This is a genomic window from Vibrio sp. 1580 (genome assembly GCF_033340055.1).
Genome location: NZ_JAWOVT010000005.1, coordinates 260,487 through 274,167, shown reverse-complemented (window position 1 = coordinate 274,167; position 13,681 = coordinate 260,487). Strand labels below are relative to the sequence as shown.

Annotated in this window: 7 protein-coding genes; 2 read left to right on the top strand and 5 right to left on the bottom strand. The window is 46.9% G+C overall.

The window, feature by feature from the left end:
- Positions 1-12 precede the first annotated feature (12 nt).
- Positions 13-1,116, bottom strand: coding sequence for a murein transglycosylase A (gene mltA / locus R7093_RS10475; RefSeq protein ID WP_054577574.1), 1,104 nt, complete (start codon positions 1,114-1,116; stop codon positions 13-15).
- Between the two features lie 273 nt (positions 1,117-1,389).
- Positions 1,390-1,845 (bottom strand): DUF2850 domain-containing protein, encoded by a 456-nt coding sequence (locus R7093_RS10470; RefSeq protein WP_005380234.1) that lies wholly within the window; start codon positions 1,843-1,845, stop codon positions 1,390-1,392.
- Between the two features lie 162 nt (positions 1,846-2,007).
- Between R7093_RS10470 and argA the strand changes: the two genes are divergently transcribed.
- Both argA and R7093_RS10460 read left to right on the top strand, forming a co-directional pair.
- Positions 2,008-3,345 carry an amino-acid N-acetyltransferase gene (gene argA, locus R7093_RS10465; RefSeq protein WP_012841478.1) on the top strand — a complete coding sequence of 446 codons (1,338 nt, stop codon included), beginning with the start codon at positions 2,008-2,010 and terminating at the stop codon, positions 3,343-3,345.
- Between the two features lie 416 nt (positions 3,346-3,761).
- Positions 3,762-3,950, top strand: a complete 189-nt coding sequence (locus R7093_RS10460; protein ID WP_005380230.1) for a hypothetical protein — start codon at positions 3,762-3,764, stop codon at positions 3,948-3,950.
- A gap of 34 nt (positions 3,951-3,984) precedes the next feature.
- Here the strand turns inward: R7093_RS10460 and recD are convergent, their stop codons facing one another.
- From recD to recC, 3 genes are all read right to left on the bottom strand, one after another.
- Positions 3,985-6,132, bottom strand: coding sequence for an exodeoxyribonuclease V subunit alpha (recD, locus tag R7093_RS10455; RefSeq protein ID WP_053306737.1), 2,148 nt, complete (start codon positions 6,130-6,132; stop codon positions 3,985-3,987).
- Complete coding sequence (recB, locus tag R7093_RS10450; protein ID WP_053306793.1) at positions 6,132-9,806, bottom strand: exodeoxyribonuclease V subunit beta; 3,675 nt, start codon at positions 9,804-9,806, stop codon at positions 6,132-6,134. The genes recD and recB overlap by 1 nt, the downstream gene beginning before the upstream one ends.
- A gap of 326 nt (positions 9,807-10,132) precedes the next feature.
- Positions 10,133-13,624, bottom strand: a complete 3,492-nt coding sequence (recC, locus tag R7093_RS10445) for an exodeoxyribonuclease V subunit gamma (protein WP_318146642.1) — start codon at positions 13,622-13,624, stop codon at positions 10,133-10,135.
- Positions 13,625-13,681 lie beyond the last annotated feature (57 nt).

Sequence of the window (13,681 nt, the reverse complement as noted above, 5' to 3'; positions counted from 1 at the left end):
TTTCTTGGGTCGCTATTGTAGCTTTTCTGGCGGCAAAGCCCAAGGCGCTTGAGTTGGTGAGTTTTCCAGCCCAAGTTTCCAAACTCGACCAAAATGCTTGTAGTGCCCTGCTTCCGTTCCTGCTCTCGCACCAATGCCATGATACAGATCCAAATGGTTCTGTTTTACCGCACCACCAGTGTCTAAAACGATCAGCATTCGCAGTTGATGAGCACCGCTCCACGTACCATCCGCATTCAGCAATGGTACTTCCGCCAAGATTGGTGTGCCCATTGGTAAGATAGAACGGTCACCCGCGACCGCGGCCATTGGTAACAAAGGAATACCAGCCGATCCCGTTACTGGCGCTTCCGCTTTTGGCGCAAAGAAGACGTAAGAAGGGTTTTGCTCCAACAACTCGCGTACTGTTGCGTCGTCGTTGTCCATTACCCACTCTTTAATCGCTTTGAGAGACATTTTTTCACGCGGCACTTCACCACGTTCAATCAAAATGCGGCCAATACTAACGTAAGCTTTATTATTTTTCCCTGCGTACGCGAAGTACTCCAACGTATCATCATCTTCAAAATGCACATAGCCACTGCCCTGCACTTCCATCATAAACGGGTCAATACGGTTAGGCGCATAACCTAGCACTAAACCTTGGCCATCTAATGCCCCGTTGTAGATCTCCGCACGAGTCGGACAATCTGATGAGCAGTTTGGCTTGCCATAAACTGGGTACTTAAAAATGTCGTTTGGTGTATGACGCAGCTCCATCACGGGAGAAAAGTATCCGGTAAACAGCACATTACCTTTTTTATCACCACCACCCAATTGCGCGGCTTGAATGCCAAACGCACTCAACGCACTGGTATCTCCGCTCTGTTGCGCCCACTCACTTAATCGTTGATATAGCGGTTGGTATATCTTCGCCATGGATGGTGACTTTATCACCACTTGCTCAGCTTGCTTGTTAAATTCAGTAAAATCGCGTGGTTTGTTAGACTCAACTACGTCCACTTTATTGAGGATCTGAGGAAACTCACCATCAAGATATTGCTGAGCACGATCATTTTGTTGAGCACAGCCAAAGAGTAGGCTCAAAGAGATAATAGGAAGGAGTTTTTTTAACACGTGTCTTTTCCGTAAAAGAGAATAGCAAAAGGATGGCAAACAAATGCATACGGTGCAATTGAAAAGCAACGACAAAATGTTTCAACGCTAAGCCAATCCGTTTACTCGTTGTGAATTCATTCAGTTAATGCAACATGATAGCAGCGGAAGAATTACGGAATTGTCCGGATTATGTTTGAAAGTAAGATTTACTGATTGAGAGATGAAATTGTGATCATCCATGTGACTCACAGACGCAAGAGATCTCTGCTTAACAGACAAAGATAAAAACGACTATCTTACCGCAATCCTTGCACGCCCCTCTAAACGGAATACAGGTAGATAATGTGCATTAGCATCCAGCTTCATTTCTGCATGCTGCTTACCCACAAAATTGAAGTGCCGCTCATTTGAACCCACTCGATACGAAAACGAATCCCCATCGAATTCAAAACTGGTCGCCACTGTAGAACCATTTACGGTAACACCGCGCTCACTCAACACAAATTCTTCACGAGCATAAGGCGCAACATCTTGCTCAACCCAGCGACCATAAATAGTCGATTTGGGAATGGGCGGATTAATGGTTCGAGTAATCAAATCACTATACAGCATGCACACGACAACGGTTCCAACTATCGCTATAAGCATGAGAGAACGCTCTAGCCACTTACGAAGCATTGATTTAGATGACGTTTTTGACAAATTTGAAGCAGTGATCGCAGCATTCTTATTAACAGCAGAAGACATGAGGTTCACGTATTGAGGAAAGACGCCACCATTGTAACCTTCCCTCTTAACGGGACCAAGAACCTACCTCAATATGTTTGTGCTTTATTCCAAAATTTCACCTTGCCACCAAGTGAATAAAAAGGCATTATTTTAACATAATTAAACAAAGGAATGGCTGTAGTGAAAATTCGTAGTACTGCTCTCGTAAAAGGATTCCGTCAATCAACACCTTATGTCAATGCTCACCGCGGAAAAACCATGGTGATCATGCTGGGCGGAGAAGCCGTCGCACACAAAAATTTTGGCAATATTATTAATGATATCGCACTCATGCACAGCCTCGGAATCAAAGTCGTGGTGGTGTATGGTGCACGTCCTCAAATTAATCAGCTGCTAGAAAAACAAGACCTCACTACGCCTTACCACAAAAATATCCGCATTACGGATGAATCGGCTTTATCTGTTGTTATGCAAGCTGCCGGACAACTTCAGCTTGCGATTACTGCGCGCCTATCAATGAGCCTCAACAATACTCCGATGGCAGGTACCCAGCTCAATGTCGTTAGCGGAAACTACATCATTGCCCAACCACTCGGCGTTGATGATGGTGTGGACTATTGCCATAGTGGACGTATTCGCCGCATTGACACCGACGCGATTAATCGCACTCTTGATCAAGGTTCAATTGTTCTGCTAGGTCCCATTGCTAGCTCTGTGACTGGCGAGTGCTTCAATTTATTATCGGAAGAAGTCGCCACCCAACTAGCGATAAAGCTGGGTGCGGATAAGCTGATTGGTTTTTGCTCCGAACAAGGTGTCATTGATGACAACGGCAATGCTGTCGCCGAGTTACTACCAATTGAGGCGGAGCATGTCATCAAAACGCTTTCTGAAAATACGTCTCCTGACCTAGATTACAACACTGGAACACTGCGCTTTCTTAAAGGCTCTATTGCCGCTTGCCGTGCCGGAGTACCTCGTAGCCACTTGATCAGTTATAAAGTAGATGGCGCCTTAATTCAGGAGTTGTTCTCTTTCGACGGTATCGGTACCCAAGTTGTTATGGCGAGTGCTGAACAAGTGAGGCAAGCTAATATTGACGATATTGGCGGTATCTTAGACCTCATTCGCCCGTTAGAAGAACAAGGTGTACTGGTTAGGCGCTCTCGAGAACAGCTAGAGCAAGAGATTGGAAAATTTACCATCATCGAAAAAGACGGCTTGATTATTGGCTGTGCTGCCCTTTATCCATACCCAGAAGAGCGTAAAGCTGAGATGGCTTGCGTAGCGATTCACCCTGACTATCGTGATGGAAACCGAGGTTTGTTACTGCTCAACTACATGAAACATCGTTCTAAATCCGAAACCATTGATCAGATTTTTGTCCTCACGACACACAGTTTGCATTGGTTCAGAGAGCAAGGTTTTTACGAAGTCAGTGTCGACTATTTGCCTGGAGCCAAACAAGGGTTATATAACTTCCAGCGTAAGTCCAAAATCTTAGCGTTAGATTTATAGCTTAACCTTAAATCAGGGAGCGAAACTTAACGTTCCACTATACCAACTAACCTCAAAGGGCAGGATTTAGTTCATTAACGCTCAACCCTGCACATCGAGCTTGTTTAGGAACGAGTTTGTTGAGGAGTAAGGCCACACATAAACCCTACTCCGGACTAGCGGGTCATCATGTAAACCCAACTTAGAAATGCGCAAACCATTGCTTGATTTTTGTTCCAATTTTATCTTTTAAATATACATTTGGTTGGCTATACTCTGCTCGCTAGTGATTGGTTTTTAACCAATACGAATGGATCTAGGTGATGTAATTAGCCTTCACCCTAAAATACTGGGCAATTGAAAAACTAGTTAGCTCCGTATTGCACACCAAGGACAGTTGTTAATCTGACTTTAAATAAGCCGAGACGAGCACTGTTATGAGAACAATCATTTGTAATTCGCTTCAAAGCTTCTGGGATATGGCTGACAATCAGTTTTTAGAAGGCCTAGACGTCCACTGTGTTTTCCCCGTAAATGACGCTATCCGAGATTTTATTCTTGCTTATCAACAGCAATACAAAATACGCAGCGTGTCTTTTACCAATGCGTTTGCAAAACATGCATAAAAGAAGACCGAGCCATAAGCTCGGTCTTCTTGTTTTAGTTGGTAAGCCGCTTTACTAACCCACTCACGCGAGTGGTTTTCACCTTAATGCCTCGCTTCAGAACATTGAGCTCGGCGTAAAGAGCTAAACGCTTTTTCGCGCGGGTAATGCCTGTGTAAATCAACTCACGGGTTAATATCGGGCTAAAGTCTGGTGGCAAAATCATAAGGGTGTAATCAAATTCACTGCCTTGCGATTTATGGATGGTCATGGCGTAAGCCGTTTCATGTTCAGGTACTCGGCTTGGCAAGACCGATTTCACACTGCCGTCAGGTAACTCGAAAAAGACTTTCAAACGCGGTTCTTCTTCACTGTCATCTCGCATACAAATACCAATATCACCGTTATACAAACCTAAACCGTGATCATTACGCGTAACCATGACAGGTCTGCCGTGATACCAAATTTCATCCTGAACTTGAATTAACTTGCGCGCCGCAAGCGCTTTCTCGATGCGTTGGTTTAGCCCAGCCACACCGAAGTCACCTTCACGGATCGCGCACAGCAGTCGGCATTGGTTGAAGGTATCTAACACCGCTTTGGCTTTGTGCGTTAGCGACTCTGGCTCTCCGGTTTTAGGATCAGTTTCCTGTTGTCCAATGCGTTTGAGGTAACGACCGTATTCCTGCACCAACGTCTGCATCATTTGGTTGTAATGTTGACTACTTAGTGCGAAATGTTCGATATCGGAAAAGTCACGCGCCCAGACGTTATCTACGCTCGCAGCAGAACCGGAATTAACCGCTTTTGCCAACTGACCAATGCCTGAGCGAGCGTCAAATCGGTAGCTCTTTTGCAGCATACATAAACTATCAGCAATGCTAGATGCACTGTTACCCGTATGGGCTAAAGTATCGAAGCCCGTCAGTTTTGCGATGGCTGACGCCTGCTCTTTGCCATAACCCAACGCATGGAACGAACAGATATCACCCAACACTGCCCCTGCTTCAACTGAGGCAAGTTGATCTTTATCACCTAGCAAAATCAGCCGCGCATGTTTCGGTAAGGCATCGACCACTTTATACATCATTGGTAAATCGACCATCGACGCTTCGTCGATAACCAAAATATCCAAATGCAGTGGATTTTGCTTGTTGTGACGAAATTCTGCGCTATTAGGAATCGCACCCAGCAACCGATGTAAGGTACTCGATTCAGTCGGAATTTTGGCTTTTAGCTCCGGAGAAACTGGCAGCTCTTGCACCGCTTTACCAATGGACTCGGTTAATCGCGCCGCCGCTTTCCCCGTCGGGGCCACCAGCTTGATGGTTAGATTTTTCTCTTGCGTCGCCTGTTCAATCAAAGCAGCAAGCAATTTGGTTACTGTCGTCGTTTTACCCGTACCAGGGCCACCAGAAATCACAGCAAATCGACGAGTTAACGCAACCGCCGCCGCGACTTTTTGCCAGTTCACGCAAGCTGAGAGTGGCACGAGTTCATCCAGTATTTGCAAATCTTGAACCTTGCGCGCATTGCTAAGCACGGAATCAATGGCGTGCCAATCCAACGATTCGCTTGCGACCACATCAAGGTGGTCACACACCAATTGCTGACGCAACACTTGGTTGCTGCTTCCCGCTTCTACTGCTTTGCCCAACGCGTTAAACAGAAAATGGTATTGGCGTGCGAACAGATGGTTGAGCAACTCCGATAATCGCGCAAACTCTTGTGGTTGCAAGTTAACTGCGGCGCCCAGCTGATTGAGCTTTTCCGCCAGTGTCACTTCATAATGCCAATAGCGATGCAGATACAGACGCTCACCATCGAACATTAAAGGCAAGGCTTCTCCTTGCGCGCCGACCACGCTGGAATTTTGTAATACTTGAATCCAGTCTATGCCTTGCAACTGTGTGTTAAGCGCCAATGCCGACTCACCAAACAGCCCTAGATTACTGGCTAAATCCGTAGTTTGCCCTTGTGCATCGCACAGAGACAGACAGATATGTCCTTTACCAAGCTCACTACTGACAACACCAGCGATAAACGCCAGTGCTTGGCTGTCCGACTGTTCATCATGCGTTTGAGAATCAATAAAACAGGCGAATTGGTAGTCGAGCTGACGAATAGCACCTTTGTGCGCCAAGCGTTCCAACACTACCAATAGGCTATCTTGGTCAGAATGAAGATTGTGATTTGTCGTCATTAAAGTAGCTCCATCTGCCCGGCTTGAGTTGAGCGCGTTTCAAGTACTTGACCATCAATCAAACGATCCATCTCTTGTAAGAACTCGAAAGTTGGTTTCGCGGCAAAAATGCCGTGGTCACTCTGCCCATCCATGCCGCGCAAGAACAAGTAATACACGCCACCAAAGTGCTGTTCATAATCATAATTGGCCAATCGGCTGCGTAGGAAACGATGCAGGGCTAACGCATAAATCTGGTACTGCAAATCGTAGCGGTGATCTGCCATCGCCGATTTCAGAGCCTCACCATGATAGTGCGTCACATCGTCGCCAAGATGATTCGATTTCCAGTCAAGCACGTAGTATTTACCTTGATGTTCAAACACCAAGTCGATAAAACCTTTGAGCATGCCTTGCACGGTTTGGAAACCTAAATCCCCCGCTTTCGCCGACAACGGATCGTGACGTTGAATGACTCGGTTTAACGCCGGTGCAGACAAAACTTCAATCGGCAGCAAAAATTCCATCTCCACCAAACGTTGCGACGGTGCTTTTTGATTCAGCAGCAAAGACTTACCATCCAACGGCGTTGCGAGTACGGTATCAATCAATTGCTGTAAAATAGGTAGCCACTCTTCATCGAGCTGTTCGCTTTCCATCAAGCCAAGGATGATTTGTGTATTCTCTTCCGTAGTGGCTGGCTGAGTAAATTCAACTTCCTCAAACAAGCTGTGCAGGAACGTACCCGGACGCGCACCACGAGGGAAGGTAAAAATAGAGCGCTCTGGCTCCACCAAATCCGCTTCGTCTTGCTCTTCAGATGAGTCGATATCAAAACCCGTAATCTCAATCGTGGCATCATGCTCGGCGTGATGAGAGCCTTGCTTGACCAAGCCAGAATAACTGGTGATGCGCCAGTTTCTATCGATAGGGTTTTGCAGCTCTTTCGCGCTAAGATCGTGTATTTCTTCTTGTGGCGCTACGTACTTCTCTTCGAGTTGCTGCGGCGGATCGGCCACAACGACACAATCAAGCTCGTCTTGTTGCTTTGTTAAACCTTGTTGCAAATCGTTAATGCCACCTTCTTGACCATTTTGAATCAAATAGCCAATCGCACTGCGGTGTACACCAGTTGGCTCTTTGGTCGAACGGCCATTGCGCAAAGGTGAGGCACCGATAAAACACGCATACACAGCTCGCGTTAGTGCTACGTATATCAAGCGTAAGTCTTCCGCCAAACGCTCTTTATCCGCTTGCTTCATGGACGCATCGTTGCCAGTAATATCCAGTACCGTGCGGTCATTGGCTGCATCGTAATATTTGGCTTCACTGGCTTCTCGATAGCTGAACACAAACGGCAGAAATACGAGGTCATACTCCAAGCCTTTTGATTTGTGAATAGTTACGATCTGCACTAAGTTACGTTCCGATTCTAAACGTTGGATTTGGTCATCACTGCCACCCAAACCGTTTTCCGCATCACTGATAGACTGAGCGAGCCAACGCAGTAGACCGTGATCGCTGTCCAGTTCATTACTGGCTTGTTGAAGCAGTTCACCGATGTGCATTAAATCGGTAAGCACTCGCTCACCATTTTCACCCTGTGAACTCGCGCCTTCTTCTAGTAATCGCTCGGCAATATGGCGTTTGCTGATCACCGCCCGCAGCATCGGCAGCACACCACGCTGAACCCAAAGTTTGCGATATTCTTTGAATTCGTTTACGGCGTTTTCCCACACAATTTCATCGTTATTAAGCGCATCCAAACTTGCTGCATCGAGGGCAAACAGCTCAGAGGCAAGACTTGCACGCAGCGCACGATCATTTTCTGGAGTCAGCACCGCTTGCAGCAAACGCTGTAAATCCTGCGCCACTGAACTGGTAAACACACTGTCTCGGTTAGACAGGTACACGCTGGCAATGCCTTGGTTTGCCAGGGCTTGTTTGACCATTCGACCTTCACTACCTGTTCGAACCAACACCGCGATATCGCCCGCTTGAACCGCTTTCTGATTTTCGCCATTCACCAGACACGCTTGCCCCTGTTGAGCCTGCGTCAAAATGGTTTGGATTTGGCTTGCGGTCGCCTCTGCCATTCGAGTCAAATACTCGCCTTTTGGTAGCGGTTTATCGTCCGCTTCTTGCAACCAATAAGTCAGCGCTGGTTGCTTTTGGCCACCCATAGTCCAAATGCGTTTTTCGGCATTGGGACTGTACTTAACGGGTAAGAACGGAATATCCGAATCGTAGATAAATGGACTGTCTGGCAAAGCAAATACTTGGTTTACCGCCTGCACCATATCTGCGCTAGAACGCCAGTTGGTTCCTAACGTGTAGTGGGCACTTACTTGGTTACGCGCTTTGATATAAGTGAAAATGTCTGCGCCACGAAAGCCATAAATCGCCTGCTTGGGGTCCCCGATCATAAACAAACCACATTCCGGGTTGTTCAGATAAATACGGCTGAAAATACTGTATTGAAGCGGGTCGGTATCTTGGAACTCGTCAATCATTGCGACAGGATACAAAGTACGAATACGCGCCGCTAAAAGCTCGCTTTCGTCCGTATCGATAGAAGCAGAAAGTTGTGTCAGCAAATCATCGAAAGAGAGCCACTGTTTTTGATTTTTCGCGTTGGCCAGCATCACACGACAATGCTCAATCGCATGAGCAAGCAGTGGCGCTTTTAAGCTGATTGGGTTAGCAAGAAATGTTTCAATGGCTTCAAATACCGCGTGCTGCGGCGCACTGCCTTTCGGTGTTTTTTCCAACAAGACGTTTTGCGCGAATTTCTCCAGCTTGTCTGGATAATCGTAACCTGTGGTTTCCGTTGCTGCCCAAGCGTTTACCGCCTCCAACCACGTCGGCAGAGACTTTTTGGTGTAGCTGCGTTTGCTAATATCTGAATCTGAAATCAGCGTCAAGAAGTCATCTTGGCTTTCTCGCCACTGTGCTTTTAATTCATCAATTTTTTTCAGATTTTCAGTATGAAGATCAGCCAAACTGCCTTTCATTGCCGGAACAGAAAGGCTTAACGGCGCACCAGTTAAGTAATTGCTGATGTCAGACAACAACGCAGATGGAGAGCCCCATAGCTGGCGAATTTCTCCAGCCAAAGTAAATGGCAACGGGTAGAAATTGCGGCGCCAGTAATCGGCTACAACTTGCGCTTTTAGGTGACTTTCATCGGTCACAAACTCGTTATTAAATCGGCTGCCAGATTCAAACGCATTTTGCGTTAGCATACGTTGGCAAAAACCGTGAATGGTGTAGACTGCCGCCTCGTCCATCTGACGCTCTGCCTGCAATAAAATTTCTGCGGCTTGCTTGTGATCGTCAAACTCATTAAGCAAAGGTTGGATCACCGGATCGGAACTCTGTCCACGCGCAAACGCGATTCGCGCATCATGGATTCTTGCCCTGATACGATCGCGTAATTCCGCAGTTGCCGCTTCGGTAAAGGTTACGACCAGAATTTGGTCGACCGTAAGCGGTACGCGATGTCGAGTTTCCGCGCTGCCGTGACCAAGCAAAAGGCGCAGATATAAACCTGCAATAGTGAAGGTTTTACCTGTACCTGCTGATGCCTCGATTAACCTCGCACCATGCAGAGGAAACGTCATCGGTTCTAGTGGCGTTGGTTGAGGTTGCTCTGTGCGGTCTAATGTATGTAGAGGACACTCTGCACCTGACATTTGATCCATAACGCTGAATCTCTCCGGATTATTTACTAGGACGTATCACCTAATAAATGTGATCTATAGTTAAAAATTCTATTAATATGTTTAACAAGTTGGATAATTTAGAGCTTTGTGAGATCTTTCTCACGGTTATCCATAAGACGTACCGTTAGTATGCGCCCCACGAGATAAGCCAAACCTTTTGGCGGCACAACTCAAATGAATTAAACAAAAGTATCATGGTCCCTCTGACCTTGTGGCCGTACAGCGAACGCCCTACAAAAAATAATGATTTTCTGGCGGCCACCCTACTCTTCCTTCTCTTTATCCAACTGTCTTTATTACGCTTTTACGTCATCAGCGTCTTGAACCGCTAAGCGCGCACCTTGCAAAACTAATGCTGTCAGCAAACGAACTTCTGAGGCCAACTCATCATTCCAAGCAGGCCAAATTCGAGAGATGTACGCATTATTGCCTTCGCCCGGGCTCATGAAGCCATCATTGAATGCGTCAGCCATTTTCTTCAAAGATTTCTCTTCGTCATCTACCCACTGACCGCGACTAAAGCCCGCTTCAACACAAGCCAACGCCGTTTTCGGGAAATAAGGCAAAGGCTTAGTCATGCCTTCGAAGAATAAGCGAACTAATTCAGTCAGTAGCTGTTTGGCATACTGAGCATCGGCAATTTCTGGGTAGATCAAATGCAGCGCGCCTTCTTTACGATCGTAACCAATGATGTGGGTTTTCTTAGCATGACCCGACGCCGACATGGCAAGGTGATCGATCCACGCAGCAAGGTAATCCTGCGAGCGAATCTTACCGCTTCGATAGCGAATCAAACCGGATTGGTAGCATTGAGTTAGCCAACCTGTTAGGCGAACGTTTTTCTCTTCGCCTTCATTTCGCTCAAACAAGGAATCAAACGTCAGGTCGATTTCCAAATCGTCTTGAGGCGCACCAGATAAAAACGCCAGTTTATCCACCAGCTCTTCCGCCTGAACTCGGTTGGTTTCAAACTCGATATCACCAAACGCCCCCACCGGCAGTTTGCCTTGCGCGCGCTGTTGACTCATAAAGTGTTTAAGCACCTCTGTTGTTTTCTCTGGCTGCATCAATGTCGTTTCAAGCAAGGTTTCTAACAGCTCATCACGCATTTGATAGCTTTCCAAACCACCTAAAACAAAGGGTTCGTCGTCTTCCATCACCGGTAGCGGCGGTTCAAAGATTACTTTTAAACGACGATTGAAAAAATACTGCACAGGTAAGCGCCAGAAACGTTGCAACTCTACTAAGTCGAGCTCAAGTGGGAACGTCGCTCCTAACAGATAGTCGTCTAATGCCCGATTAAAATCACGACGAACATAGCCTTGCGATTGACTACTTTGAGTCAATGCCGCTGGAATCCACTCTTTCGCGTAGCTGGCGTGCATGCCTTGGAACGCACTTGGGCTAAACGGCACCATGGCGTGGGTATTCACCAACGCATTTAATAAGTTGTCGCCAGACTCATCAACGGGCAACGCTTCATCACCACTTAAACAATAGTTCTGGTGGCAGTATTCCATCAGCTCAGAAACCAGAACCGAAGGCACTCGCTCGGTATTGTCTTGGATTGAACGGCCAACATAACTGATGTAGAGCGTTTGCTGTGCCGATAACATTGCTTCGAGGAATAGGTAACGGTCATCATCTCGGCGCGAACGGTCGCCCGGTTTGGTTCTTCCCGTCATCAAGTCAAAGCCTTCTGGCGGCATGGAGCGTGGGTACACGCCGTCATTCATCCCCAGTAGGCAAACGGTTCTAAACGGAATAGAGCGCATCGGCATCAGGGTACAAAAGTTCACTTGACCAGCCAGGAAGCGCTGGCTGACTCGTGTGCCAGATAATTTGTTTTGAAGGTATTGGCTGATGATCGACGGAGATAACGCATCATCAAATGCGGCATCAGCTAATTGCTCTTTGAGTTGGCTGAGCGTATCGCGAATGGATTTGAGCGCCATTTCTCCTTCTAACTCAACTGAGAAGAAGTCATCCAGCAGTGAAACCAAAGTCTCTCGCCAACCATCAATAGTCTGAACATGAGAAAGTTTGCTTCGATAAGTGCTAATTTGTTGAATAAAGTGTGCCAACTTGCCCGCCAGCTCTGCGCCCATGCCTTGCACTTCGTTGTACGGAGATAAACTGCCTTGCTCGGTTTCAAACAAACCTGCGGATTCTGGCATCGCGTAGCCAAGCAACATGCGTTGAATACCAAATTGCCATGTGTTTTGACGGGTTTCCGGCAGTTCAAATTCGCGTCCGGTATTGGCATCCAACCCCCAGCGAATCCCCGATTCCTCAACCCATTGTTTGGCTTGTAAGAAATCATCTTCGCTGAGTTCAAAACGCTTTAATATCGCCGGAGTTTCCAAAAGTTCGAGTAGTTCTGATGCCAAACAGCGCGTATTGGGTAAGTTCACCAACTGCATAAATGCGGCCAGAATTGGGCTCTCTTGATCGGCGGTTCGGTCAGAAATCGAATAGGGAATAAAACGCTCACCCGGTGCGTTACCAAAGACCGCCTGAATCGCAGGGCTGTAAGCGTTGATGTCCGCGACCATCACGATAATATCGCGCGGTTTTAACGTTGAGTCAGCATCGAACATCGCCAATAGTTGATCATGCAGCACTTCCACTTCACGCATCGGGCTGTGACAAGCGTGTAGGCTCAGTGATTTATCACCCAAGCTAACCACTTGTTTGTGATGACTGTTTTCAATCTGTTGGTCATCTTGATGTTCTTCAAGATTGAGAATATCCGCTTGCAATTGATGGAGCAGACTGTCGCGCTCAACATCAACAAAGGCTTCAATTTCATGAGATTCCAGCTGAGACAACAGATACATATTGTCGCGCCCGAGTTTACCCATGGACGCCAACAGACTGTTTCCGACCACATCGGTGTGCAGCTCATCGATCACATTATCTTCCAGTGATCCTTTCAGTTGCTCAGTTTCACCTTGCACTTCCGAGTGATCGTCCTGCCACACAACGTGCTGACGATGTTTCGCCGCCAAACGAGCCAGATATTTGCGATCTCGAACTTCACCCCAGTAATAACGACAAGGGTTAGTGAACATCAGATGCACGTCGATGTGTTCGCCAATTGCTTTTAGCGCATCCATATAGCGAGGCGGCAACGAAGAAATGCCAAAAACAAACAAACGCTTGGGTAAATGGTCAAAATTGCCGTTAAAACTCGCTAACGTGTCGATAAAGTGCTCATAAAGGTTGGCACGGTGATATGGAGACTGCCCTAACGACACAGTGTGATCATACAACGCTTGCCATAAGATCGGCTGCCACGGATGCTCATCTTCCAACTCTGCCACACTCTTCCCGGCTTCCCAACTTGCGATCCATTCCGGACGATACACCAAGTAACCATCGAAAATATCGGCAATTTTCTCAGCCAGCTGATACAGCTTAGAGTGGTCACTGTCATCTTTGAGGTACTGCGCTAACGGCGAAAACACCTCTTGGTTGAGAAGCCCCGGAAGCAAATGCATCAACTTCCACGTCATCGCTTCTTTGTTAAACGCACTGCGTTTTGGCACGTCTGGCAATACCTGCGTAAACATTTCCCAAATGAAAGTCGCAGGGAGCGGAAAATCAATGTTCGCGGCAACACCAAACTCTTTGGCCAATTCCATTTTTAGCCACTGGGACATGCCTGGACTTTGAACCAGAATTTGTTCTTTTTCGAACGGGTTTTCCAGCGGACTGATTCGAATCAGTTCGACAAGGAGTGATTTAAGAACGTCAACTTGGTTGGAGTGATAAACAGTAAACAAATTGGGAATACCGAGCGCCGATTGAAACTGTTAGCTAGCTTAGCACAGCCCTATTTA

Bases quoted from the DNA above. Each gene is read 5' to 3' on its own strand.
- R7093_RS10470 (WP_005380234.1), bottom strand. From the start codon at position 1,845: ATGTCTTCTGCTGTTAATAAGAATGCTGCGATCACTGCTTCAAATTTG.
- recB (WP_053306793.1), bottom strand. From the start codon at position 9,806: ATGTCAGGTGCAGAGTGTCCTCTACATACATTAGACCGCACAGAGCAA.
- R7093_RS10460 (WP_005380230.1), top strand. From the start codon at position 3,762: ATGAGAACAATCATTTGTAATTCGCTTCAAAGCTTCTGGGATATGGCT.
- recD (WP_053306737.1), bottom strand. From the start codon at position 6,132: ATGACGACAAATCACAATCTTCATTCTGACCAAGATAGCCTATTGGTA.